23 protein-coding genes are annotated in these 23,406 nt (G+C 73.9%); 10 read left to right on the top strand and 13 right to left on the bottom strand.

Features of this window, described 5'->3' with window-relative positions:
* The first annotated feature begins 11 nt into the window (after positions 1-11).
* The 6 genes from allB (at position 12) to C6361_RS38845 (ending at position 6,126) form a co-directional block, all read left to right on the top strand.
* Positions 12-1,364, top strand: coding sequence for an allantoinase AllB (gene allB, locus C6361_RS23915; protein ID WP_107269073.1), 1,353 nt, complete (start codon positions 12-14; stop codon positions 1,362-1,364).
* Positions 1,361-2,437, top strand: a complete 1,077-nt coding sequence (gene alc, locus C6361_RS23910; protein WP_107269072.1) for an allantoicase — start codon at positions 1,361-1,363, stop codon at positions 2,435-2,437. Before allB ends, alc begins: the two co-directional genes overlap by 4 nt.
* The gene (locus C6361_RS39040) at positions 2,434-3,639 is read left to right on the top strand and encodes an aminoglycoside phosphotransferase family protein (RefSeq protein ID WP_107271140.1); all 1,206 of its coding nucleotides are present in this window, start codon (positions 2,434-2,436) and stop codon (positions 3,637-3,639) included. Before alc ends, C6361_RS39040 begins: the two co-directional genes overlap by 4 nt.
* 99 nt (positions 3,640-3,738) lie before the next feature.
* Positions 3,739-4,401 (top strand): hypothetical protein, encoded by a 663-nt coding sequence (locus tag C6361_RS23900; RefSeq protein WP_199853064.1) that lies wholly within the window; start codon positions 3,739-3,741, stop codon positions 4,399-4,401.
* Between the two features lie 34 nt (positions 4,402-4,435).
* Positions 4,436-5,557, top strand: coding sequence for a protein-L-isoaspartate O-methyltransferase (locus tag C6361_RS23895; protein WP_107269071.1), 1,122 nt, complete (start codon positions 4,436-4,438; stop codon positions 5,555-5,557).
* A 434-nt stretch (positions 5,558-5,991) separates the two neighbouring features.
* Positions 5,992-6,126 carry a hypothetical protein gene (locus C6361_RS38845; RefSeq protein WP_255416232.1) on the top strand — a complete coding sequence of 45 codons (135 nt, stop codon included), beginning with the start codon at positions 5,992-5,994 and terminating at the stop codon, positions 6,124-6,126.
* A gap of 71 nt (positions 6,127-6,197) precedes the next feature.
* On the opposite strand, the gene C6361_RS23885 is transcribed toward C6361_RS38845, so the two are convergent.
* Both C6361_RS23885 and C6361_RS37145 read right to left on the bottom strand, forming a co-directional pair.
* Complete coding sequence (locus C6361_RS23885) at positions 6,198-7,418, bottom strand: MFS transporter (protein ID WP_107269070.1); 1,221 nt, start codon at positions 7,416-7,418, stop codon at positions 6,198-6,200.
* A gap of 90 nt (positions 7,419-7,508) precedes the next feature.
* A complete protein-coding gene (locus C6361_RS37145; RefSeq protein WP_159079443.1) occupies positions 7,509-8,201 on the bottom strand; it encodes a hypothetical protein in 693 nt (230 codons plus the stop codon).
* Between the two features lie 192 nt (positions 8,202-8,393).
* Here C6361_RS37145 and C6361_RS23875 point away from each other — a divergent pair, with 192 nt between their 5' ends.
* Positions 8,394-8,978, top strand: coding sequence for a DUF1684 domain-containing protein (locus tag C6361_RS23875; protein WP_107269069.1), 585 nt, complete (start codon positions 8,394-8,396; stop codon positions 8,976-8,978).
* A gap of 34 nt (positions 8,979-9,012) precedes the next feature.
* On the opposite strand, the gene C6361_RS23870 is transcribed toward C6361_RS23875, so the two are convergent.
* From C6361_RS23870 to C6361_RS23860, 3 genes are all read right to left on the bottom strand, one after another.
* Positions 9,013-9,621 (bottom strand): general stress protein, encoded by a 609-nt coding sequence (locus C6361_RS23870; protein WP_107262927.1) that lies wholly within the window; start codon positions 9,619-9,621, stop codon positions 9,013-9,015.
* A 139-nt stretch (positions 9,622-9,760) separates the two neighbouring features.
* Positions 9,761-10,597, bottom strand: a complete 837-nt coding sequence (locus tag C6361_RS23865) for a helix-turn-helix domain-containing protein (RefSeq protein ID WP_107262926.1) — start codon at positions 10,595-10,597, stop codon at positions 9,761-9,763.
* A gap of 136 nt (positions 10,598-10,733) precedes the next feature.
* A complete protein-coding gene (locus tag C6361_RS23860; RefSeq protein WP_107262925.1) occupies positions 10,734-12,128 on the bottom strand; it encodes a glycoside hydrolase family 6 protein in 1,395 nt (464 codons plus the stop codon).
* 311 nt (positions 12,129-12,439) lie between these two features.
* Here C6361_RS23860 and C6361_RS23855 point away from each other — a divergent pair, with 311 nt between their 5' ends.
* On the top strand, positions 12,440-13,426 hold the full coding sequence (locus C6361_RS23855) for a sensor histidine kinase (RefSeq protein WP_107271139.1): 987 nt from the start codon (positions 12,440-12,442) through the stop codon (positions 13,424-13,426).
* Positions 13,427-13,443: 17 nt separating this feature from the next.
* On the opposite strand, the gene C6361_RS23850 is transcribed toward C6361_RS23855, so the two are convergent.
* From C6361_RS23850 to C6361_RS23840, 3 genes are all read right to left on the bottom strand, one after another.
* A complete protein-coding gene (locus C6361_RS23850; protein WP_107269068.1) occupies positions 13,444-14,805 on the bottom strand; it encodes a sodium:proton antiporter in 1,362 nt (453 codons plus the stop codon).
* A 49-nt stretch (positions 14,806-14,854) separates the two neighbouring features.
* Entirely contained in the window at positions 14,855-17,011 is a 2,157-nt protein-coding gene (locus C6361_RS23845) for a SpoIIE family protein phosphatase (RefSeq protein WP_107269067.1), read from the bottom strand.
* Between the two features lie 116 nt (positions 17,012-17,127).
* Positions 17,128-17,331, bottom strand: coding sequence for a hypothetical protein (locus tag C6361_RS23840; protein ID WP_107262922.1), 204 nt, complete (start codon positions 17,329-17,331; stop codon positions 17,128-17,130).
* 163 nt (positions 17,332-17,494) lie between these two features.
* Here C6361_RS23840 and C6361_RS23835 point away from each other — a divergent pair, with 163 nt between their 5' ends.
* A complete protein-coding gene (locus C6361_RS23835; RefSeq protein WP_107262921.1) occupies positions 17,495-18,715 on the top strand; it encodes a sugar MFS transporter in 1,221 nt (406 codons plus the stop codon).
* A 7-nt stretch (positions 18,716-18,722) separates the two neighbouring features.
* On the opposite strand, the gene C6361_RS23830 is transcribed toward C6361_RS23835, so the two are convergent.
* From C6361_RS23830 to C6361_RS23815, 4 genes are all read right to left on the bottom strand, one after another.
* Complete coding sequence (locus C6361_RS23830; protein WP_107262920.1) at positions 18,723-18,983, bottom strand: hypothetical protein; 261 nt, start codon at positions 18,981-18,983, stop codon at positions 18,723-18,725.
* Between the two features lie 146 nt (positions 18,984-19,129).
* A complete protein-coding gene (locus C6361_RS23825; protein WP_107262919.1) occupies positions 19,130-19,591 on the bottom strand; it encodes an SRPBCC family protein in 462 nt (153 codons plus the stop codon).
* Between the two features lie 61 nt (positions 19,592-19,652).
* The gene (locus C6361_RS23820) at positions 19,653-20,063 is read right to left on the bottom strand and encodes a DUF2795 domain-containing protein (protein ID WP_107269066.1); all 411 of its coding nucleotides are present in this window, start codon (positions 20,061-20,063) and stop codon (positions 19,653-19,655) included.
* Between the two features lie 63 nt (positions 20,064-20,126).
* Positions 20,127-21,110 (bottom strand): YihY/virulence factor BrkB family protein, encoded by a 984-nt coding sequence (locus C6361_RS23815; RefSeq protein WP_107262917.1) that lies wholly within the window; start codon positions 21,108-21,110, stop codon positions 20,127-20,129.
* Between the two features lie 257 nt (positions 21,111-21,367).
* On the opposite strand from C6361_RS23815, the gene C6361_RS23810 reads away from it, so the two are divergent.
* Complete coding sequence (locus C6361_RS23810) at positions 21,368-21,790, top strand: ChaB family protein (protein ID WP_107262916.1); 423 nt, start codon at positions 21,368-21,370, stop codon at positions 21,788-21,790.
* 79 nt (positions 21,791-21,869) lie between these two features.
* Here the strand turns inward: C6361_RS23810 and C6361_RS23805 are convergent, their stop codons facing one another.
* Positions 21,870-23,309 carry an aldehyde dehydrogenase gene (locus tag C6361_RS23805; RefSeq protein WP_107271138.1) on the bottom strand — a complete coding sequence of 480 codons (1,440 nt, stop codon included), beginning with the start codon at positions 23,307-23,309 and terminating at the stop codon, positions 21,870-21,872.
* Between the last annotated feature and the right edge of the window lie 97 nt (positions 23,310-23,406).

Raw genomic sequence — 23,406 nt, 5'->3', positions numbered from 1 at the left:
GGAGGGGAGCGATGAGCGGGTACGACCTGGTGCTGCGGTCCCGCCGGGCGGTACTGCCCGACGGTGAGCGGCCGGCGGCGATCTGCGTACGCGACGGTCGGATCGTCCGGGTGGCCGGATACGACGAGGTGCCCGGCACCGACCTCGGTGACCTGGCCCTGCTGCCGGGGCTGGTGGACACACACGTGCACGTCAACGAGCCGGGGCGCACCGAGTGGGAGGGCTTCGCCTCGGCCACCCGGGCCGCACTGGCCGGCGGGGTGACCACGATCGTCGACATGCCGCTCAACTCGGTACCGCCGACGGTCACCGTGCCGGCGCTGCGCCGCAAGCGGGACGCGGCCCGGGGCCGGTGCCACGTCGACGTCGGCTTCTGGGGCGGCGCCGTCCCGGAGCACCTGGCCGAGCTGCCGGCGCTGTACGCCGCCGGGGTGCTCGGGTTCAAGGCGTTCCTGGTCGACTCGGGGGTGCCGGAGTTCCCGCCGCTGGATCCGGCCGGGCTGCACGAGGCGCTGACCGCCGTCGACGCGCTCTTCGTGGTGCACGCCGAGGATCCGGCCCGGATCGCCGTCGCGCCCGCCTCGGCCCGGTACGCGGACTTCCTCGGCTCCCGGCCGCCGGTCGCCGAGCGGCGCGCGGTCGAAGTGGTGCTGGACGCGGCCCGGCGGACCGGCCGGCGGGTGCACGTCCTGCACCTGTCCGCCGCCGACGCACTGCCGGCGATCGCCGCCGCCCGCGCCGACGGGGTACGGGTGACCGTGGAGACCTGCCCGCACTACCTGACCCTGGACGCCGCCGAGGTCCCGGACGGGGCGACCGAGTTCAAGTGCTGTCCGCCGATCCGGGACGCGGCGAACCGGGCGGCGCTCTGGGCCGGCCTGGCCGACGGGCTGGTCGACTGTGTCGTCTCGGACCACTCGCCGTGCCCTCCCGCCCTGAAGCGGCTCGACAGCGGCGACTTCGGCGCCGCCTGGGGCGGGATCGCCTCGGTGCAGCTCGGCCTGCCGGTGGTCTGGACCGAGGCGCGGCGGCGCGGGCACGGGCTCACCGACCTGGTGCGCTGGATGGCGCGGCGGCCCGCCGAGATCGCCGGGCTGCCCGGCAAGGGGGTGCTGCGGGCCGGCGCCGACGCCGACCTGGTGGCGCTGGACCCGGACGCGGAGTGGACCGTCGAGCCGGCCCGGCTGCTGCACCGGCACCCCGTTACCCCGTACGCCGGGCGTCGGTTGACCGGGGTGGTCCGGGCCACCTGGCTGCGCGGCGAACCGGTCGCCGCGACGGACCCGCCCCGGGGACGTCTGCTGTCCCGGGACGACCGTCGAGCGAATGACCGGGGCCTGCCGGCCGGAAAGGGGCCCGGATGAGCGCCTTCACCGAACTGCCCGACCTGGCGGCACGGTCCCTCGGCGGTGGGGTGGTGGCGGCCAACGACGAGTTCTTCGCCGCCCGGGACAACCTGGTCACCGACGAGCCGCCGGCCTTCGCCGCCGGCACCTTCGGGGCCAAGGGCCAGGTGTACGACGGCTGGGAGACCCGCCGCCGCCGGGAGCCCGGACACGACTGGGCGGTCGTCCGGCTCGGCGCCCCCGGCGTGGTCACCGGGGTGGTGGTGGACACCTCGCACTTCGTCGGCAACTATCCGCCGTACGCCTCGGTGGAGGCGTGCGGGATGGCCGGATATCCCGATCCGGCCGAGCTGGCCGACGCCGACTGGGCCACCCTGGTGCCGAGGGCGGCGTTGCGCGGGGACGGTCGTAACCTCTTCGAGGTGGACGACCCACGCCGCTACACGCACGTACGGCTGCGGATCTACCCCGACGGCGGGGTGGCCCGGCTGCGCGTGCACGGTGTGGTCGTACCCGATCCGGCGCTCTTCCCCGACGGGCAGCTCGACCTCGCGGCGCTGGAACACGGCGGCCTGGTGGTCGGGTGCAGCGACATGTTCTACGGTTCGCCCCGGCAGTTGATCGCGCCCGGGCTGGCCCGGAGCATGGGCGAGGGCTGGGAGACCGCCCGGCGCCGCGACGACGGCAACGACTGGGTACGGGTCCGGCTGGCCGCACCCGGGCAGATCCGCCAGGTCGAGCTGGACACCAGCCACTTCAAGGGGAACGCACCGGCGGCGGCGAGGCTGCGCGGCGTGGACACCCGGATCGCCGACCCGGCGGACGAGGCGGCCTGGTTCGAGATTCTGCCGCGCACCCGGTTGCAGCCGGACACCCGGCACCGGTTCCCGGTCGACGCCGTGCCGACCGCCACCGAGGTCCGGCTGGACGTCTTCCCGGACGGCGGCATGGCCCGGCTGCGTCTGCCCGGCCGGATCGCCCCGGCCGACCTCGACCGGCTGCGCCGCCGCTGGTCGGAGTCGTTGCCGCCGGCCCAGGCCCGCCAGGTGGGGCAGGTCGGGAGCCGACCGGCGAGAGCCTGGTGGCCGTGACCCGGACCGTACTGCTGCACCTGCTCGACGGCACCGGCCGGCCGCTCGGCGTGCTGCCCGCGTACGACGTACCGGCGCCCTGGTGGCAGGAGGTCGGCGACGTGGTGGCCGGTGCCCGGGCCCGGTACGGCATCGACGTCTCGGTACTGCGGCTGCTGCACACCGACCGGCCCGAGCCGCACGGCGGCACAGTCGGCTACCTGGCCCAACTCGACCCGGGCGCACGGGTGCCGCCCGGCGTGCCGCTGGCACCGTCCGAGGTGGACCTGTCGGCAGAGCCGCTGCGGGCGCCCTGGGCCGAGCCGGGTGGACCGGCCGCGAGCCTGCGCTGGGCCGCCGCCGAACTGCACCGGGCCGGCCGGGGTCCACACCTGGCCGTGCCGCAGCGGGCCTGGAACCTGTCGGCGATCTGGCGACTCGACGCGGCGGGGTCGGCCGGCGAGGCCGGTGGCCCGGTCTGGCTCAAGCAGGTACCCGGGTTCTTCGCGCACGAGGCGGTGCTGCTGCGCTGGCTCGGCACGGCGGTACCCGACCTGGTGCCGGTGCTGCTGGCCGCCGACGGCTGCGGACGGATGCTGCTGGAGCACGTGCCGGGCGAGGACGGCTACCGGCTGCACCCGGCTGGGCGGGACGCGGTCGCCGCCGACCAGCACCGGATCCAGCTCGCCTCGGTGGGGCAGGTCGAGCGGCTGGTCGCCGCCGGCGTACCGGACCGGCGCGGCGCGGCACTGGCCCGGACCGTACGCGACCAGCTGACCGCGCACGGCGCCGACCTGGCGCCGGTGCGGTCGCTGCTGGACGGCCTGCCGGACCGGATGGCCGAGGTGGGCCGCTGCGGCCTGCCGGACGTGCTGGTCCACGGCGACCTGCATCCGGGCAACGTCCGGATCGACGGCGACCGCCGGGTGATCATCGACTGGGGGGACGGCTTCGTCGGCCATCCCGCCTTCGACATTCTGCGGCTGACCGAGGCGATCGATGCGGAGCCGGCCGGCGAGCTGTTGCGGTCCTGGGTCCGGCGCTGGCGGTCGAGCGTCCCGGGCAGCGACCCGGGCCGGGCGGTGGAGCTGCTCCGCCCGGTGGCGGCGTTGCGGATGGCGGCGGGGTACGCCGACTTCCTGGCCCGGATCGAGCCGAGCGAGCGGGTGTTCCACGCCGCCGACGTGCCCGGCTATCTGCACCGGGCGGCCCGAACGGGCTGAGCCGGCGGAGGTGACTGTCGACTTTCCGTCTCGCCTGCGCTTGTCTGCGCCCGGGGCCGGTCGTAGCGTCGCGGCTATCCCGACGCGACAGGAGCCCTGTTGAGCCAGCCTGTTCCGCCGCAACTCGTCGTGCACTGCCGGATGCTCCACTTCGGCTGGGTGCCGGCGGACCCCGAGGCGGTGGCGGCGATGGTGCCGCCGGGCCTGCGACTGCCGGCCAACCGGCAGGTCTTCCTCCAGCAGTACGTGGTGGACGACCCGGCCCAGACCTCCGGGCTGGACAGCTACTCGGCGGCGGGACTCGGCCCGGACCTCGACCTGGCCGACGCGGGCCGGGGCCGGTGGTACACCCACCACCTGAGTTCGAGTCCGCTGGCCCAGACCCAGGCGGCGGTACGCGGCGTGCCGGCCGGCGCCGGCCGGACCACGATCGAGATCATCGGCCAGGCGCTGGTGGCGGTGACCGAAGTGGACGGTGTGGCACTGATCCGCACCACCGCCCGGGTCGGCCGCAACGTCTCCCGGGTCTACCGGGGCCACGTCCGCTACCTGAGCCGGCTCGGCAGCCAGCTCGTCGGCGCCACCTGCCCGTACATCTTCGAGCCGGTCGCGCCGTTCGAGATCGAGTCGGTGGAGTTCCTCGCGCCGGACCATCCCGTCTACGCGCTCCGTCCGGCCAACCCGTTGGAGTTGCTGTGGGGCTTCTACTCGCCACGCTCGTCGTTCGCGCTGCCGGGCAGCGAGAGCTGGGTCGGACACTGAGGCGGTCCGGCCCGGCCGGTCCGGCGGGCCGGCCATGACGTCGGCGGCCGAGCTGCGCTCCCGGTACGTCGACCAACTGCGCCGCGACGGTCTGCTCGACGGTGCCGACCTGCTCCGGGCGTTCGGCACGGTGCCCCGGGAGGAGTTCGTCGCGGCCGGTTTCGACGGCGGCGACGGGCGCTGGGTCGGGCCGGCCGATCCGGACTTCCTCCCTCTCGTCTATCGGAACCATCCGCTGGTCACCAAGGTCGTCGACGGTGTGCCGGTCAGCTCGTCGAGCCAGCCGTCGCTGATGGCGGCGATGATCGAGTCGTTGGAGCTGCGCCCCGGCATCCGGGTACTGGAGATCGGCGTCGGTACCGGTTACAACGCGGCCCTGATGGCGACCATGGGTGCCCGGGTGACCACGGTGGACATCGCCCCGGACGTCGTCGAGCGGGCCGGGGCGGCGCTGCGCCGGGTCGGGCTGGCCGACGCCGTCGACGTACGCCTCGGCGACGGTTACCTCGGCGTGCCGGCCGACGCCGGGTACGACCGGGTGGTGGTCACGGTCGGGGTGACCGGGGTGTCACCGCGCTGGCTGGACCAGCTCGCGGCGGACGGCTACCTGCTTGCACCGGTCGAACACGCCGGAAACCATCCGGTGCTGCGGATCCGGCCGGGCGGGCCGGGGACGGGCGAGGCGCGCGGCGAGCTGCGCGCCGGGTTCATGTCGGCGGCCGGACCGCTGGCGGCCCGCTATCCGGGAGGACATCCGGCGCCGCAGCGCACCGACACACTGCCGCCGCCGACGGTGCGCCATCCGCCCTGCTGGCATCCGCCGCTGGACGTCTTCCGCTACCACGACCTGTGGTTCGCGGTCGGGGCCTGGGACCGGCGGACCACCTTCTCCGCCGGTCCGCCGGGCGGGTGGGGCGGCCCCGGCGGCTGCCTGCTCCTGGACGAGGTGCACGGCGGCGGGGCGGGGCTGCTCCCCGACGGTTCGGTGCAGGCGGCCGGACCGTCCGCCGCCCGGTACGCCGCCGACGCGCTCGCCCTGCGGGACCGCTGGGTGGCCCGGGGCGAGCCGACGATCTGCGACTGGTCGGCCGGGTTGGTGCCGGCCGGCGACCCCGACCAGCCGATCCTGGTACCGACCGGCTGGGTCCAGCGCTGAAACCGTCCGGCGTTCGGATCCCACGATTCGGCGCCGGATCCGGGCGGAACACCGGAACCCGCAGGAACCCCTCGTTCGGCCGGGATCCGGTCGCGGCGGGACGCGGCGGAGCTTCGGCGCGATTCCGCCCCCGGTTCCACCGACGGTCCGGACGGGCAGGCTACCCCGGAATCGGGCGGCGCTGCCGGGTTTCCGATCGCCCAGAGCGGCAACTCCGATGTCGGGTTGCCCCGATCGCGCAGGACGGTGGGGCCGTGCTCGTACACGGCCTCCGGGCGGCCCAGGCACCCGGGGCGGGTGCCCAGGGGAGGACGACCGGCGCGTACCAGCGGAGGCGCCGGGTGACCGGTCGGTCGGCGGCAGACGTCGGAGCCGGTACGGCGGTGGTCGTCCTGCCCGTGTGGGAGAGCAGGCGACGACCAGGGGAGGACAGCATGTCCAGCGAGATCATGGACGCCGAGCCGGATGGACCGGACCAGGCGGCGGTGGAGAACGAGCGCGGAGCCCTCGTCGCGGTGTTGGTGATGGTGGTGCTCGGGGTGGCCGGCATCTTCGCCGTCTCCACGTGACGATCTCCGATCTCAGCCTGACGGGACCCGCTGGCCGGCAGCACGGCTAGCGGGTCCGACTCCGCGTCCGGTCAGGTGTGGAGCACGGCGTCCCCGTCCGCGGCGCGCCGGGCCGAGCGGAGCGCGACGAGCCCGGTGCCGAGGCAGAGCAGGGCGGCGACGACCAGCGGCAGGCGGTGATCCGGCAGGACCAGGGCCGCGCCGACCGGCGTGGCGAGCGCGACGGGCGCGAAGAGCAGGGTGTTGGCGCTGCCGGACACCCGCCCGAGCAACGCCTCGGGGGTCCGGGACTGCACCGCCGTCACGGCCGCCACCAGGGTCCAGGGCAGGCCGATCCCGACCACCACCGAGCAGGCGACGGCCGCCGGGGACCACGGGACGAGCCGGCCGAGGGTACCGAGGGCGAAGAGGGCGGCGCCGAGTGCGCCGACGGCGAGGCTTCCCCGGGTACGCAGCAGCCGGCCGACCAGCAGGCCGCCGAGCAGCGATCCGGCGCCCTGCCCCGAGGAGAGCACCCCGACGAACGCGGCGGGCTGGTGCAGGTCCTCGGTGACGACGGCGTAGACGGCGGCGGTGGTGAGCCCGGACATCGCGATGGTGACGGAGCCGACCAGCACGGGTGTGCGCAGTTCGGAGTGCCGCCAGAGGAAGGCGGCACCGGCCCGGATCCGACCTCGCCCGCCCTGGCGCCGTGCGGCGGCGGACTCCGCCCCCTGCGGGCGGAGCGTGAGCAGCGTGCAGAGGACGGCGGCCACGGTCAACGCCGCCGCGGTGAGCGCGGCCACCGGATGTCCGCCCTGCCAGACGAAGAGTCCGGCCCCGGCCAGCGGGGCGACCAGCTTCACGCCCTCCTGTGCGCTGGTCCGCAGCCCGTTGACCCCGCCGAGGGCGGCCGGTGGCAGAGCGGCCGGCAGTACGGCGTTCTCGGCGGCGTCGACCAGGACGAGGCTGGTGCCGTAGCCGACCATCACGAGGTAGACGAGCCAGACCTGGGCGTCGGTACGGACCCCCAGCAGCGAGAGCACGGCCACGGCGGTGAGCAGGTGGGTCCAGACGATCAGTCGCCTGCGGGGGAGCCGGTCCACGAGTGCGCCGAGGACCGGGCCGAGGAGCGTCGGGGCGAAGAGGCAGAGGCCGGTGAGCGCGGCCAGGCTGCTGGAGCCGGTGAGGTCGAGTACCCAGACCCCGGAGGCCACGTTGAGTGCGGTACCGCCGAATCCGGAGACGAGCGAGATGCCGACGAAGATCAGGATGTTGCGCTTCTCCGGGCTGCGCCAGGGTGCAGCGGGCACGTTTCGACCTCCGAGGGGGTTGAGTCATGGAGACTCACATCCTCGGATCACCTGTCGCCCCGTGTCAACCAGAACTTGCGTCGGATCGGCTCAACTCGACTCCGTCGCGTCGTCGGCGGCTCGGCGGCCGGAAGCGGGGACGGCCTGGTCCACCGCCCGGCGGAGCCGGTCCAGCGCCTCCGGCAGCGCGCCCTCCAACCGCTCTGCCGGGATCTGGTCGAGATCGGCGACCGCCTGCACGGCGAGCGCGTACAGCCCGCCGGGCTCGGCCGAGCGGGCCAGTGCGAGGGTGGTACGCGCGAGTCGGGCCCGGGGGTGCCAGTCGGCCCCGTCGGGTTCCGTGCTCAGTTGCCGGTGTACGGCCACCACCGCCGCCCGGAGCCGGGTGATCGCCGTCCCATACAGTGTGTCAACAGACTGTTGACGTTTGCGCTCGGCGCGTACCCGGGCCGGGTCCCGGGTGGCCGCGCCCGAGAGTCGTACCCAGCGCTGCTCGGCCGCCTGCCGGCTGGCCAGTCCCAGCGCCGTGGCGATCTGTGCCCAGCTCACCCGCTCTTCCCGGGCCGCCTCGACGAGCCGGCGTTCCGCCTCGTCCAGCCCGGCCCGTACCCCGTCCAGCAGCCGTAGCGCGGCCAGCGGCGGGAGCTGCCCGCTACCGCCGTCGCATGCGGCACCGAGCACGGCCGCGTACGCGGCGAGTCGTCGCCCCACCTCGTCCGACGGCGGGCTGGCAGGTGGCCGCGCCGAGGTCTCCTCGGGTCGGTCCGTTCTCTCCGGTGGCATCCACGCATGATGTCCGGCTGGCCCCGGGCATGTCAACGATCAGTTGACACACGCTTCGGCAACTCGGCTCCGGCGCCCCCTCTCGCGGCAGAGGTTCCAGGAAGTCACCATGGTGACTTCCTGGAACCTCCGTCAGCCGGGACGGTAGATGCGCGCCGTCGGTGCCGGATCGGCGCCGCTAGGCTCGGACGGGTGGAGGAACTGGAGCTGGCGGACTGGCGCGAGCAGGTGACGAGGCTCTACCTGTCCGACCTCGACCTGGCCGGATTCCGGGCGGCCCGGGACGCCCTCTTCGCCGGGCATCCGCAGTCGCCGATCCCGCTGGCCGAGCGGGCCGGCTTCACCGGCCTGCGCTACTTCCCACCCGAGCCGTCGGCCGTGGTCGACGTGCCGGTGCGACCGGCCAGCGGGATGCTGAGCATCGACACCGGCGGACCGGACGGAACCGTGCACTACCGCCGTTCGGGCGTCGCCGAGACTCCGTGGGGACCGCTGACGCTCTGGTGGATCGAGGCGTACGGCGGCGGGCTCTTCCTGCCGTTCCGGGACGGCACCGCCGGCCGGGAGAGCTACGGCGGCGGGCGCTATCTCACCGACACGGTCAAGGGGACCTACGGCCGGGGCGTGACGGTGCTGCCCGGTGGCCGGCTACGGCTGGACTTCAACTACGCCTACAACGCCTCCTGCGCCTACGACGACAGGTGGGCCTGCCCGCTGGCGCCGGAGGAGAACCGGATCACGGCGCCGATCCGGGCCGGCGAGCGCGTCTACCACTGACCCGCCGACCCGTGTCGCCGAGGAGGCGGCGCGGTCAACCGGTGGCGCCGGCCTGCCGCTGACCCTGCCAGTTCATCCGGCCGATGAGCTGCCGCGCCTGGTCGGCGAAGGTCGCGTCGACGGTCACCGCGTACTGGTTGGCCCGTAGGCTGCTCGCCGAGGTGAAGTCGCGCCGGCCCCCGGTCATGGCGTGCGCGATGGCGCCGAAGATCGCGCCCCAGACCGCACCGATGGCCAGGCCCACGAGGATCACGGCCCACCAGTTGCCGACCGTGAAGATGCCGAAGAGGAGGCCGATGAAGAGCCCGAACCAGGCGCCGGTGGCGGCGCCGGCCAGCGCGGCCCGGCCGGTCGTCATCCGGCCCAGCACCGTTTCGACCAGCCTGAGGTCGGTACCGACGATGGCGGCCCGTTCGACCGGGAACTCGTTGTCGGAGAGGAAGTCCACCGTGTACTGCGCCGATGGGTAGTCCGGGTACGAGGCGACGGTCACCGTGGACTGCTGCTCCGGCGCGATCCCACCCTCGCTGCTCGGCGCCCTGAACTGGTCGCCGGACGGTCCGGCAGGTAGGTCGTTGCCACCGGCAACACCCGGCATACCAGGCATACCGGACCGCCACGCCGCCGTCGGGTTCCTGGACATCATGAATCAGCCTCCTTCGTCACGGCTCGATTCCCCGCCTTCCCCTACCTGGTAACCCCGTTCGCGCACGGTAAACGGAAGGGACCCATTGGGCGGAATGTCCGCCTCGGCCCGGGGCGGTGGCGGGCAGCGGAGGCGGTCAGCGGACGGTCGCGGTGCCGACCCGTCGCTCCTCCTGCTCGGCGGCCGAGCGCACCGCCGCCGCCGTGTAGTCGTCGAGCGGGAAGAACGACTCGACCGAGAGTTCCGACACCGTGACGTCCAGCGGGGTGCCGAAGGTGAAGACGGTACTGAAGAAGGCGAGTTCCCGGTCGCCGTCCCGGATCCGCAGCGGCACCACGACCTCACCCGGCCCCGGGATCTCGACCTCGGGCTCCGGCTGGTCGCAGGGGTACGCCCGCAGCTCGGCGTAGAGGTCGGTCAGCTCGGCGTCGCCGCTGAGCGCGACCTGCCGGCGGAGCCGCCCGAGCAGGTGTGCCCGCCACTCGCCGAGGTTGGCGATCCGGGGCGCCAGCCCGGCCGGGTGCAGGGCCAGCCGGAGCGCGTTGACCGGCGGGGTGAGCAGCGGCGCCGCCGCCCCGGCGGTGAAGAGGCCGATGCTGGCGTTCGCCTCGACCAGATACCAGCCCCGGTCGACGGCGATCGCCGGATAGGGCTGCTGGGCGGTGAGCACCTGGCGGACCGCGCCGCGTACGGCGGCCAGGGCCGGGGAGTCCAGCGGCGTACGCGGGTAGATCGGCGCGTACCCGGCGGCCAGCAGCAGGTGGTTGCGCTCGCGCAGCGGCACGTCGAGCTGCTCGGCGAGCCGGAGCACCATGTCACGGCTCGGCATCGCCCGGCCGGTCTCCACGAAACTGAGGTGCCGGGTGGAGATGTCCGCCTGGATGGCGAGTTCGAGTTGGCTGAGCCGGCGCCGCTCACGCCACTCGCGCAGCAGTTGGCCGACCGGTCGCTGCCGCTGTCCGGCGACCGTCATCTCGTCATCACCATTCCGATCGTACGGCCGGGTCGCTGGCGGCTGCGGCCCGCCCGGCCTGGTCAGGGGCGGTATGCCCGGGTGGCCGGGTCGCCGCCCGTGCGTGGCGGGCGGCGACCCGGGCCGGAGGGGAAGGTCAGCTCGTGCAGGCGTTGCCGTTCAGGGTGTAGCCGGTCGGCGTGGCGAGGGTTCCGCTGTAGGTGCCCTGGAAGCCGACGCTGGTGGTGCCGCCGGTCGGCAGCGAGCCGTTCCAGGCCACGTTGCCGACGCTGATCTGGCTTCCGGACTGGCTCCAGACGCCGTTCCAGCCGTTGCTGTAGCGGACGTTGGCGCCGACGTTGAAGGTCAGGGTCCAGCCGTTGACCGCCGGCCCGTCGTTCGTCACCCGGATCTCGGCGGTGAAGCCGCCGCTCCAGGAGTTGGCGGTCCAGGTCACCCGGCAGCTCGTACCGGCCGGTGGGGTGGTCGGTGGGGTGGTGGGTGGCTGGGTCGTCGGCGGCACCGTGGGCGGTGCCGTCGTCGGCGGCCGGGTGGTCGGCGGCACGGTGGGCGGGTTGGGGGCGGCGATCGCCAGGTCGTAGGCGCGCTGCGGAACGAACTGGCCGGCACCGGCGATGCAGCCGTCGGCCTCGCCCGGCAGTTTGATCCAGAACAGCGCGTCGACCGCCGGGTCACCGGTCTCGGTGGTGCTGGCGGTGCCGATCGCCCGGCCGGCCGGGTCGCACCACTCGCCCCGGGGATCGGGGCCGTTCCCGTTCCGGCTGGTGTCGACAACGATCTTGAGGTTCGGTGCGCCGGTCGCCGCGACGACCGCCTTGGCGTAGTTGACCGACTCGGTCGTGGTGCGGTAGTTGGAGACGTTCACCGAGATGCCGTCGGCGCTGTTGGCGATGTCCGCCGCGACCAGCCGGGAGGCCATCGCCGACGGGGTGAGCCAGGCCGAGTGCGCCGCGTCGAAGTAGACCCGGGCCTGGCTGGAGGCGGCCTTGAACCGCTTGCCGGCGTACGCCATCGACGCCTGGGTCTCGGCCTGTTGCGAGGAGTTCATGCAGTCCGACATCAGCGCGAGCACGTCGGGTTCGAGGATGATGCTGGCCGGTCGCCCGTTCAGGCCGCTGGCCACCTGGTCGATCCACTGCCGGTAGGCGGTGTGGTTGGGCAGCCCGCCGCTGCTGGCGCCGCTACAGTCCCGGTTGGGGATGTTGTAGACCACCAGGATCGGGATCTTCCCGGCCGAGGCGGCGGCGCCGACGAAGGCGTCGACCTGACCGCGTACGGTGCTGGGGTTGTTCTGGGTGAACCACCGGCCCTGCGGGACACTGGCGATCCGGTCCCGGATGACGGCGGCGCGGGAGTCGTTGGGGTTGGCGGCGACCCAGCGTGCGGCGCTGGTGTCCGGATCGACGTAGAACGCCGAGTCGGCGGCCTTGGCCGGGGTGGGGTTGAACAGGCCGACACCGACCGCTGTCGTCGCGGCGAGTGCCGTGACGGCGACGGCACCGGCCGCGGCGAGCGCGGGTCTGAGGTGCATGCGGTACTCCCTTCGGGACGGTGGGAGATCGAGGGGCATCGCTGGAAGCGCTCCCACAGACATCGATTACGGTAAGGCCATGTTGCGTCCGTGTGAAGCCCCGGTTTCCGCCGTACCTCATCACCGCAGGTCAGCGGCTTGAACGCGGTACCGCCACGCTGCCGTTGCGGGACGGCCACCCCGGCCGGCGACCCGGGCGCCGGCACCGTCGAGGACCCGCCCGTTGACTCTGCGTGGCCAGATGTTGCCGCTGCCGCGTACGCTGCCAGACGGAGGTGGGCGGTGAACGCGTCGCGTACGACCGGCGGACGATGACATTCGAACCAGCCGCCCGGCCGGAGGCCGGAACGTTGCGGCACGACGCCCTCTTCTATCGCAGCGACGACGACTACGTCGACGGCATCGGCTCCTTTGTGGCGGGCGGGCTCGACGCCGGTGAGCCGGTGCTGATCGCGGTCCCCGGAATCCGGCTCGACCTGCTCCGGGCGGCGCTCGGCACCGGCACCGAGCTGCGCTTCGTCGACATGGCCCGGGAGGGGCGCAACCCGGGGTGGATCATCCCGGGAGTGCTGCACGCCTTCGTCGAGGAGCACGCGCCACTGCGGGTACGTGTTGTCGGCGAGCCGGTCTGGCCGGGCCGCTCGGTGCTCGCCTACCCCCGCTGTGTACAGCACGAGGCTCTGATCAACATCGCCCTCGCCGGCCGGCCGGTCAGCCTGCTCTGCCCGTACGACGCGGCGCGGCTGGACGTGGACGTCATCGCCGACGCGGCCAGCACCCACCCGTTCCTGATCCGCGACGGAGACCGGCAGGCCAGTGCCGGGTACGGCCGCCCGGAGAGCGTGGTCGACTCGTTCAACCTCCCCTTTCCGCCCGCGCCGCCGTCGGCGTCCACGTTGTTCTTCGAGGCCGCCGGCCTCTCCGGGATGCGTGCCATGGTCGCCGCGCTGGCCCGGGAGGCCGGGCTCGACCGCGACCAGGTCGAGGACCTGCGGGTGGCGGCCAACGAGATCGCCACCAACGCGGTGGTGCACTCCGGACGCCCGGCGGTGGCCCGGGTCTGGCTCGACGACGAGGGACTGACCTGCGAGATCACCGGCTCCAGCGTGCTCACCGACCGGCTCGCCGGCCGCCTCCCGCCGTCACCGGTCAGCGACACCGGGCGCGGCCTGCTGCTGGTCAACTACCTCTGCGACCTGGTCCAGGTGCACACCGACAGCACCTCGACCACCGTCCGGCTGCACATGCACCGCCGGGCCGGGTCCGCGACCGGCCCCGCCCCGGCGGGCGGCACCTGACCGCGCCGTGATCCCGGTCAGCCCCGGGCCGGACTGTCGGTCCCGGCCGGGCCGGGCACCCGTTGCGCCGGTACGCCCGGCCGGTCCTCCGCTCCGCCCCCTGACCCGTCGTCCGCAGTCCCGCCGGAGGACGGGTCGCCGGTCCGGTCCAGGCGACGGTCCAGCAGTTGCATGACCGGGGTGGCCGCCACCCCGTGCACCACCACCGACACGACCACCACCAGCCCGGCCGTCGCCCAGAGCAGGTCGGCACCGGGGAAGTGCGCGTGCGTGCTGGCGTACCCGAGGTAGTAGAACGTGCCGACGCCACGGATGCCGAAGAACGCGATCACCCAGTGCTCGGCGGGCCGGCCCGGCGCGCCGAGCAGCGAGAGCCGGCCGGTCAGCGGGCGTACGACGAAGACCAGCGCCAGCGCCAGCGCCACCGCCGGCCAGGTCAGCGGGGCGAACAGCCCGGTGACCACCGCACCGCCGAGGAGCAGCAGCAACAGCACGGTGAGCAGCCGCTCCACCTGCTCGGCGAAGTTGTGCAGCACCTGGTGGTACTCGTGCGACCGCTCCGCCGCCCGGATCGCCCGCGCGGTGACGAAGACCGCGAGGAAGCCGTACCCGCCGACGAGTTCGACCAGGCCGTACGAGAGGAAGGTGGCGGCCAGCGCGAGGAAGCCCTCCGAGTGCCGGGCCAGCCGCAGCCGCTCGGAGGGGGCCCGGAAGAAGAGCTTGCCGAGCAGCCAGCCCACCAGCAGTCCGCCGGCCACCCCGAGCAGGACCCGGTAGCCGACGTCCAGGGTCAGCCAGCGCGCCAGCCAGTCGCCGGGAGCGAGCCCGACCGTGGCGATCGTGATGGCGGCGTAGACGAACGGAAAGGCGAGGCCGTCGTTCAACCCGGCCTCCGCGGTCAGCGCGAACCGCACCTCGTCCTCGTTGTCCTCGACGTCGGTCGGCTCGCCGACCTGCACGTCGGAGGCGAGCACCGGGTCGGTGGGTGCCAGCGCGGCGGCCAGCAGCAGCGCGGCGGCCGGCACCAGCCCCAGCCACCACCAGCCCAGCAGCGCGACGGCGGCGATGCAGAGCGGCATCGCGACGGCGAGCAGTCGCCACGTCGACGACCAGCGGCGGCGGCCGAACGGACGGTCGATCTTCAGACCGGCGCCCATCAGCGCCACGATCACGCCGATCTCGGTGAGCTGGGTGGTGATCTCGGCGTGGGCCAGCGGATCCGGCTCGGGCAGCCCGAGCGGGAGCAGGAACACCAGCATGCCGAGGCCGAGGAAGGCGATCGGCATGGAGAGCGGGCGCCGCTCCAGCACCCTGGGCAGGATGCCGGCGAGCAGCGCCCCGAGGCCGATCAACGCGTACGAGGTAGCCGAGAGATCCACCCCGGCACCCTTTCCCCGCCGGGGTGCTCCGCACGCCTGCGCAAAACGGTCAGCCGCCCGGCCGCTCCTCGGTGCCGCCCGTGGCGGGGATCATCATCTCGAACCAGACCGTCGAACCGCGTACCGTCGGATCGGTCCCCCAGGCGTCGCTGAGCTGCTCGATCAGCCCGAGCCCCCGGCCCCGGCTGCTCAGCTTCTCGGTCCGGGCCCGGGTCACCGCGCCCCGGGTGCCGCTGTCGGCGACCGAGACCAGCAACCGCTCCGGACTGAGGTCGATCTCCACCCGGGCGGCGGTGCCGGCGTGCAGCAGCGCGTTGGTGGTCAGCTCGCTGGTGCAGAGCACCGCCGCGCCGACCACCTGCTCCGGCACCCCCCACTGGTTCAGTTGACCGGCCATCCAGTGCCGTACCCGGCCCGGGGCGGTCGGCTCCGCCGGCACCTCCATGCTCGCCGACCGGCTGGGCGTGCTCGCGTGCTCGACGGCGAGGACGGCGACGTCGTCCTCGGTGCTGCCCGGCACCGCGCTGCTGGCCAGCGCGCAGAGCGTACGCGGGTCGCCGGTCGCCGACCCGGCCACCGTGCCGGCCAGCGCCTGGAACCCGTCGCTGAGGCTGCGCTGCCGCCGCTCCACCACGCCGTCGCTGAAGAGCAGCAGCGTGTCGCCGGGCGGAAAGTCCACTGTCACCGCCGTCCGCCGCCCGTGCAGCCCCAGCGGCACCCCGGGGGGCACCTCTACATATCGGGCAACGCCGGGCTGGCCGGGGGAGGCACGCCGGACCAGCGGGGGCGGATGGCCGGCACTGGCGATGGTCAACCGGTCGGTCGCCGGCTCGATCACCCCGTAGACCACGGTGACGAAGAGTTCGTCGCTGTGCGCCTCCGCGCTCAGGCTCGTCACCAGCCGGTCCAGCCCGGCGAGCACCCCGACCGGGTCGGGATCGCTCAGGGCCAGCGCCCGCAGCGCGGCGCGTACCTGCCCCATCAGCGCGGCGGCCTGCACGTCGTGCCCGGCCACGTCGCCGAGGACCACCGCCAGCCTGCCGTCCGGCAGCGCGAAGGCGTCGTAGAAGTCGCCGCCGGCCGCGTTGCCGTCGACCCCGGCGTCGTAGCGGGCGGCGATCCGCAGCAGCGGCAGGTCGGGCAGGTGCTCCGGCAGCATGCTGCGCTGGAGCAGTTGCGCCGTCCCGTGCTGGGTCTCGAACCGGCGGGCCCGCTCGGCGGCCTGGGCCACCAGCTCCGCCGAGGCGGCCAGCAGGGCCCGCTCGGCCGGTGGCCAGCGGTGTGGCTGCCGGTAGCCGACGGTCAGCCCGCCACGCAGCGTCGGCGTACGCAGCGGCAGCGCGGCCAGCGCCCGGATCTTCTCGTCGTGCCGGTCGACGGCGCTGAGCAGCAGCGGCTGACCGTCGGTGGCGAAGCTCGGCGTACCGCTGTCGGCGCTCCGGACCAGCGGGGCCGGGGAGGTGGCCCCGTGCCGGCGCCAGAGCGGGGGGAGCCGCTCGTCGGCCTCGTCCAGCACCTCGCCCCGGATCCGCCGGACCAGCCGCCAGCCGCTGCCGTCGTCGACCCCGAACTCGACCTGGTCGGCCGCGAACGTCGAGAGGGCGTTGCGCAGCGTGACCCGGGCGACGTCGTCGAGGGTGAGCGTCCCGGCCAGCGCCGAGGCCAGCTCGCTGAGGTTCTGCAACCGCTGGGTGACCTGGGGAGCCTCGGCGGCGACCGTGAGCACCCCGACCGTGCCGCCCGTGGAGTCCCGCACCGGTGAATAGCCACGGGTGAAGAGGGGCTGTTCCCGGAACCCGGGTTCGTCGCGGAAGAGCGGCAGCGGGGCGTCCCGCTCCAGGAACGGCTCGCCGGTCCGATAGACCCGCTCGATCACGTCGCCGACCCCCGGCAGCTGCCACACCTCGGCGAAGACCTCCGCCGCCGGCCGGCCGAACGCCTGCGGATGCTTGGCCGGGATCAGTTCGGCGAAGCTGTCGTTGTAGACCAGCGCGAGCTGCGGACCGTACGCCAGGGCCATCGGCACCGGGGCCGAGAGCACCAGCTCGACGACCGCCCGCAGCGCGGGATCCCAGCGGCCGGGCGGACCCAGCGGCGTCTCCGACCAGCGACGCTCGGCCGGCGGGCCGGCCGTGGCATCCGGGGTCGGCGGCGCGCCGGCGACGGTGGAGGGGGGAGCGGGTACCCGCCCGACCGTGCCTGGCATGTCAGCAGCCTAACCGGAGCCGCCGAATCCGCTCGCCGACCTGGTCGGTACGCCCGTTGTGCTGTGATCCCGCCCGCTTCGGGCAGCCGGGGAGGGCGGGGGAGAAGGTGGTCGACCTAGCTGGCGTCCACCGGACGACGCCGCATCGCGTCGTCGGCCAGGATCACGGTGGCGACCATCAGCGAGACGCAGAGGCTGAACAGCCACGAGCTGTCGTCGACCAGGCGGGCGGAGACCGGCGCCTGCATCGCGGTGAGCAGGAAGGCGAGCCACGCGAGGCGACGCTGACGGGCGGAAAGGAAACCAGGAGCCTGACGCATCCCGAAATTCTGCCTCGCCGGACGCCGATCGCCGGTCGTCCGTTCGGACGAATTCAGGGTACCTGTCCACTTGATCCGGCTCTGCCGCCCGGGTCGACGCGCCGGGACCCGCGCCGCCGGGCCCGATGGCCAGACGTCCAACCGTCCGGCATGATCGGCGAGCGTGTCCACTCCCTCCCGCCGCGGCCCGGGTCTCGCCGTGCTCGTCCTGGCCTATCTGGCCTTCGTCAGCCTCGGCCTCCCCGACGGCCTGCTCGGCGTCGGCTGGCCGTCGATCAGCGCCGAGCTGGAGGCGCCGACCGAGGCCGTCGGACTGCTGCTCACCTCGGCCACGGTCGGCTACCTCGTCTCCAGCGTGGTGGCCGGGTTCAGCATCGCCCGGCTCGGCGTCGGCTGGCTGCTGGCCGGCAGTACCGTGCTGGCCAGCCTCGCGCTCGCCGGCTACGCCGCCGCGCCGGCGTTGTCGATCGTGATCGGCTGCGCGCTGCTGCTCGGCCTCGGCTCGGGTGCGATCGACGCGGGGCTGAACGCGTACGCCGCCGACGCGTTCGGGCCGCGCCAGATGAACTGGCTGCACGCCTTCTTCGGGCTCGGCGTCGCCATCGGGCCGCTGGTGATGACCACCGTGCTCGGCGCCGGGCTCGGCTGGCGCTGGGGGTACGGCATCCTGGCCGCCGCCCAGGCCGGGCTGGCGCTGGCCTTCGTGCTCACCGTCCGGACCTGGGAGCGTCGACGCGGCGCCGACGCCGCCGAAGGCCCCGACCCCGCCCCGGCGGCCCCGGCCGGGCCGGTACGGATCGGCGCCACCCTGGCGCTGCCGGCGGTCTGGTTCGGCGTCCTGACCTTCGCGGTGTACGTGGCGATCGAGGTCGGTGCCGGGCTCTGGGCCTTCCTGCTGCTCACCGAGGACCGGGGGATCAGCCCGACCGTCGCCGGCCTCTGCGTCTCGCTCTACTGGGGCAGCCTCTTCCTCGGCCGGGTCGTGCAGGGGTTCGTCGCCGAGCGGCTGGGCACCCGGAGGGTGCTGCTCGGCAGCATGTACGCGATGGCGTTCGGCTCGGCGCTCGTCGCGATACCCGGACCGGGCTGGCTGGCGGTGGCCGGTCTCGCCGTCATCGGCTTCGGCGCGGCGGCGGTCTTCCCGCTGCTCACCCTCAGCACCGCCGAACGGGTGGGGCGGCAGCACGCGGACCGGACCATCGGATTGCAGATCGGAGCCTCCGGGCTGGGCGGGGCGATCATCCCGGGCGCGATCGGCGTGCTGATCGGGCGTACCTCGGTCGCGGTGCTCGGGCCGGCGCTGGTCGTACTCTCGCTGGCCATGATCGCGCTGTACTGGGCGTCCAGCCGCCGGGCGGCCCGCCATCCCGTCCCGGCCGGCTGAACCGGGCTCAGTGCGGCCCGTTGCGTCCGGTGGTCGACGGCCGGTACCGGCGCTGCTCGTCGGTGCGCTGGTCGGCCTGCTCCTCGTCGTACGGCCGGTCGGTGTCGTCCGCCGCGTCGCCGTGGCCGAACGTCGACTCCGCACCCGCGTCGTTGCCGGTCACGTCGTCGACCTGCCCGTCGGGCGTCGACGTGCCCATCGCCCTCTCCAGATCGCGCAGTGGCAACTGCTCCTCGTCACGCCAGACGTGCCTGTCCCTGTCCGTCATGCCTGTCGCCCTACCCGGCCCACTCGGCGGGCAAACACCGCCGATCCCTCCCGTACCCGCCGATCCGGGGACAGCACGGCGGTGGCCGCCGGAAAGGGACGTACCCCTTCCGGCGGCCACCGGTTGTCGTCGTACCCGGACCGGAGCTACGGCTGCGGCCGGGCGACCGCCCCGCGCCAGGCACCGGTCTCGGTGCCGCGCCGCTCGATGAACTCCTTGAAGCGGTTCAGGTCACCCGCGACCCGCCGGTCCACCACGCCGAGCTTGTCGCCGGCCTTCTCGGCGATCCCCTGCGGCTCGAACTCCATCTGCGCGGTGACCCGGGTGTGGTTCTCGTCGATCCGGTGGAAGGTCACCACACCGGCCTGCCGGGTCCCGTCGGTCGAGGTCCAGGCGACCCGCTCGTCGGGTAGCTGCTCGGTGATCCGGGCGTCGAACTCCCGGTTGACCCCGCCGATCTCGACCTTCCAGTGCGTCATCGTGTCCGAGATCTGCCGGACCTCCTGGACGCCCTCCATGAACTGCGGAAAGTCCTCGAACTGGGTCCACTGGTCGTACGCGGTCCTGATCGGCACCGCCACGTCGACGGACTTGGTCACGCCACTCATCTGGCCTCCTCCTTGTCGGTCGGTCTAGGTCTGGCCGTTGCGCCGCTGGGCCCGGGGGCCGTTACCAGCGGCGGGTCTCGTTCGGGTGGCCGAGTGCGGCCCACACCTCGGAGACGGTCTGGAACTGGGTGCCGGCGGGCAGCTGGTCCAGTTGGGCGAGGATGTCGTCCGGCGCCTCGTTCTCCTCGGCGCTGCGGCGAAGTCCGTCGCGGTCGCCGGGCAGCGCGGAGAGCGGGATGAACCGGCCCAGCCGGCTGCGCGCCTCGACCTCCTCCGAGGTCATCCCCTGCGGTACCCCGGTGCGGGTGTCGTTGCCCGGTGCCCTGGTCAGGCCGGGCTGGTCCTCGCCGGCCGGCTCGGGGTCGCGCCACTCCTCCGCGCGTCCGCCGACCGAGCCCTGCACCGCGCCCTGCACCTCCCGGTCCATCTGCTCGTCCAGGCGGGGGCCGTGCTTGCTGTTCCCACGTTCCATGTCTGATGCGCTACCCGAGGGGAATCGCGCTAAACGGGATCCGGGTACGTCAACCGTCGTACGTCAACCGTCGTCCGCCGGCGACCTGGGCGGCAGCGCGGGCTCCACCGGGTCCTCGGCGCCGCCCTGGCGGGCCCGGCCGCGCTGCACCTCGGCGTTGATCTCCACGCCGAGCATCACCGCGCAGTTGGAGAGGTAGAGCCAGACCAGGAAGGCGATGATCGCGCCGAGGCTGCCGTAGGTGACGTTGTAGGAGTCGAAGCGGGAGACGTAGAAGCCGAAGCCGGCCGAGACGACGGCCCAGGAGGCGAGCGCGACGGTGCCGCCGACGGTGAGCCAGCGGAACCGGGGCTGCCGCACGTTCGGGGCGATCCAGAACAGCAGCGAGAGCAGCAGCATCATGATGGCGACCAGCACCGGCCACTTGGCGACCGTCCAGGCGGTCCGGGGCGCGTCACCGAGACCCAGCGCGTCGCCGACCGCGTCGGTGACCGGGCCGCTCACGATCAGCCCGGTGGCCACCACCGCGAGCAGTACCAGCGCGATCGCGGTCAGCCCGAGTTGCAGCGGGCGTAGCAGGTAGAACGGCCGACCCTCGGCGACGCCGTAGATGGCGTTGGAGGCCCGGGTGAACGCGCCGACGTAGCCCGAGGCCGACCAGAGCGCGGCCAGTACGCCGAAGCCGAGCAGTACCTTCGCCGAACCCTGGCTCTCCACGACGTCGCGCAGCACGTTCAGTACCCCGTCGTTGGCGACCACCGAGCCGGCACCGACGTCCCTGGCGAGCCCGGCGATGGTGTCGATGGTCTGCTCGCCGCTGGAGACCAGGCCGACCAGCGCGACGATCACGATCGCGGAGGGGAAGAGCGCGAGTACCCCGTAGTAGGTCAGCGCGGCGGCCCAGTCGGCGCAGTTGTCCGTGACGAAGTTCCGGACGCTGCGGAACAGTACGCCCCGCCAGGTCGACCAGCGCAACTGGCGCAGTTGACCCGGGAGGCGGCGGTCCCGCCCGGGTGCCACGGGGACCGGTTCGGTGGTCGACGCCATGCTCGCCCCCTAGTCGGCGGGGCCGGCCGGGCCCGCGGTCGCGCCCCCGGCCGGGTGCGCTGCCCGGATACCCCGGGCGGGTTGCGCTGCCCGGTACCCCGGGCGGGAAATGGACAAACTCCGGGCGCCGCGGACCGGCCCGGGTCTGCCCCCGACGGCGGCCGTGGGTTGCCGCCCGTGGCCCGGGTTTGCCGACGGTGGCTCGGGAAACCGAATCAGGGAGACGAAGACGAGCAACGATCCGGAGGAGGAAGATCATGCCCGGACGCGAGGTTCTGCCCAGCACCCTGCGACGCTCGCCGCAGAAGGCCCAGGACACCTGGGCGAAGACCCACGACTCGGCGGTCGAGACGTACGGCGAGGGGCAGCGGTCGCACCGGACCGCGTTCGCCGCGCTCAAGCACTCGTTCGAGAAGGTCGGCGACCACTGGGAGCCGAAGGGACGCAAGGGCCCGAGCGACGCGCAGGCGGCCGGCGGTGGGCCGGCCCGGCGTGCACCGACCGCCGGTGGCGTGGACGCCAACGCCCCGAAGGAACACCTGATGGACCTGGCCAAGCGGCTCGACGTCAAGGGTCGGTCCCGGATGACCAAGGCCGAACTGGTCGACGCGATCCAGAAGGCGAACAACCGCAAGACCACCTCCTCCCGGGGCCGGGAGAAGGCACGCAACCGTCGCTGACCCCGGGCGCTCGGCAGCCCGCTTCAGCCCGGACACGGAGGTCAGCGGGGTAGGGGTGGGGTGGAGGCGTGCGGCCGGTTCACCACCGGCCGCCGTCCCCGCCCGGCCCCTCGATGTGCACCACCTTGGTGACGGTCAGCTCGTCGAGCAGCTCCGGACCGTACCCGAAGCCCTGGCCGCTGCCGCCCCGGGGCTCCGCGGCGCCGCCCGGTGCCCCGCCGAAGACGGCGTTGATCTTGACGGTGCCGACCGGGAGTTCCCGCCAGGCCCGCTGCGCGTGGTTCATCGACCCGGTGAGCACCGTCGCCGCCAGCCCGTACGGCGAGTAGGACGCCCTGGACAGCGCCTCGTCGAACGAGTCGACCACCATCACCGGGGCGACCGGGCCGAACGTCTCCTCCCGCATCACCGCCATCTGGTCGGTGCACTCGGCCAGTACGGTCGGCGGGTAGAAGGAACCAGGTCCGTCCGGGACGGTACCGCCGGTCAGCACGGTGGCGCCGTCCGCGACCGCCGCCTGGACCTGCCCGTGCACCAGGTCGCGGTGTCGCCGGTCGACCAGCGGCCCGAGTTCGCTCATCGGGTCCCGCCCCGGCCCCGACCGCAGCGCCTCGGCCCGCTCCACCAGGGCGGCGAGGAACCGGGTCGACACCGGCCGGAGCACATAGATCCGCTCCACCGCGACGCAGAGCTGCCCGGCGTTGGCGAAGGCACCGGTCGCGGCCTGTTCGGCCGCCCAGAGCGGGTCGACGTCACCGTCGACGATCAGCGGGTCGCTGCCGCCGTTCTCCAGCAGGGCCTTGGCGCCGGACCGGGCACACGCGGCGGCGATCGACCGGCCGGTGGCGGTCGAACCGACGTGCGCGACCACGTCGACCTCCTGCGCGGCGAGCGCGGCACCCACCTCGGCGCCGCCGGTCAGCAGCGACAGCACCCCGGACGGCAGGTGCTGGTCGAGCAGTCGGGCGAGCAGCCAGCCGCTGGCCGTGCTCCGCTCGCTCGGCTTGTAGACGACGGTGTTCCCGGTGGCCAGCGCGGCGCCGAGCAGGCCGCAGGAGACCGCGACCGGGTCGTTCCACGGCGTGACGACGGCGACCACGCCGCGCGGCTGCGGCACCATCAGGTCGATCGCCTCGGCGTCGCCGCCGAGGGTGCGACCGCCGCGCACGGGGGCGAGTTCGGCGTACTGGCGCAGCGTCGACACCCCCGCCTGGACCCCGGCGCGGGCGGCGGCCAGCGGCCGGCCCATCTCGGCGGTCTCCGCCTCGGCGAGCCGGTCGGCGGAGGCCTCGATCGCGTCGGCGGCCAGGCGCAGCGCGGCCGCCCGGTCGGCGGGTGCGGTCCGGGCCCACCGGGGAGCCATCGCCCGGGCCGCCTTGACCGTCGCCTCGACCTCGGCCGCGGTCGCCACCGGTACCCGGCTGACCGGGGTGCCGTCGGCCGGGTCGACCACGGTCAACCATCCAGCGTCGCCGCTGCCGTCCCACACTCCGGCGATGAGTTGCTGCACCTGATACATGGAGCGCAGTTTGCCCCGGTCCGGGCGGTCCAAACTATTCCGCTGAACCGGTGACCGGGGACGCCAGTGAACCTGTGACCGGGCGCCTCGTCGGCCG

The sequence above is a fragment of the Plantactinospora sp. BC1 genome (assembly GCF_003030345.1).
Lineage (GTDB): Bacteria > Actinomycetota > Actinomycetes > Mycobacteriales > Micromonosporaceae > Plantactinospora.
The sequence above is the reverse complement of the archived record's forward strand: the minus strand, read 5'-3'. Positions and strand labels throughout refer to the sequence as shown.

Coding starts and splice junctions, on each gene's coding strand:
- allB (WP_107269073.1), top strand. CDS start 12: ATGAGCGGGTACGACCTGGTGCTGCGGTCCCGCCGGGCGGTACTGCCC.
- alc (WP_107269072.1), top strand. CDS start 1,361: ATGAGCGCCTTCACCGAACTGCCCGACCTGGCGGCACGGTCCCTCGGC.
- C6361_RS23895 (WP_107269071.1), top strand. CDS start 4,436: ATGACGTCGGCGGCCGAGCTGCGCTCCCGGTACGTCGACCAACTGCGC.
- C6361_RS38845 (WP_255416232.1), top strand. CDS start 5,992: ATGTCCAGCGAGATCATGGACGCCGAGCCGGATGGACCGGACCAGGCG.
- C6361_RS37145 (WP_159079443.1), bottom strand. CDS start 8,201: ATGCCACCGGAGAGAACGGACCGACCCGAGGAGACCTCGGCGCGGCCA.
- C6361_RS23870 (WP_107262927.1), bottom strand. CDS start 9,621: ATGTCCAGGAACCCGACGGCGGCGTGGCGGTCCGGTATGCCTGGTATG.
- C6361_RS23865 (WP_107262926.1), bottom strand. CDS start 10,597: ATGACGGTCGCCGGACAGCGGCAGCGACCGGTCGGCCAACTGCTGCGC.
- C6361_RS23860 (WP_107262925.1), bottom strand. CDS start 12,128: ATGCACCTCAGACCCGCGCTCGCCGCGGCCGGTGCCGTCGCCGTCACG.
- C6361_RS23855 (WP_107271139.1), top strand. CDS start 12,440: ATGACATTCGAACCAGCCGCCCGGCCGGAGGCCGGAACGTTGCGGCAC.
- C6361_RS23845 (WP_107269067.1), bottom strand. CDS start 17,011: ATGCCAGGCACGGTCGGGCGGGTACCCGCTCCCCCCTCCACCGTCGCC.
- C6361_RS23840 (WP_107262922.1), bottom strand. CDS start 17,331: ATGCGTCAGGCTCCTGGTTTCCTTTCCGCCCGTCAGCGTCGCCTCGCG.
- C6361_RS23830 (WP_107262920.1), bottom strand. CDS start 18,983: ATGACGGACAGGGACAGGCACGTCTGGCGTGACGAGGAGCAGTTGCCA.
- C6361_RS23825 (WP_107262919.1), bottom strand. CDS start 19,591: ATGAGTGGCGTGACCAAGTCCGTCGACGTGGCGGTGCCGATCAGGACC.
- C6361_RS23820 (WP_107269066.1), bottom strand. CDS start 20,063: ATGGAACGTGGGAACAGCAAGCACGGCCCCCGCCTGGACGAGCAGATG.
- C6361_RS23815 (WP_107262917.1), bottom strand. CDS start 21,110: ATGGCGTCGACCACCGAACCGGTCCCCGTGGCACCCGGGCGGGACCGC.
- C6361_RS23810 (WP_107262916.1), top strand. CDS start 21,368: ATGCCCGGACGCGAGGTTCTGCCCAGCACCCTGCGACGCTCGCCGCAG.
- C6361_RS23805 (WP_107271138.1), bottom strand. CDS start 23,309: ATGTATCAGGTGCAGCAACTCATCGCCGGAGTGTGGGACGGCAGCGGC.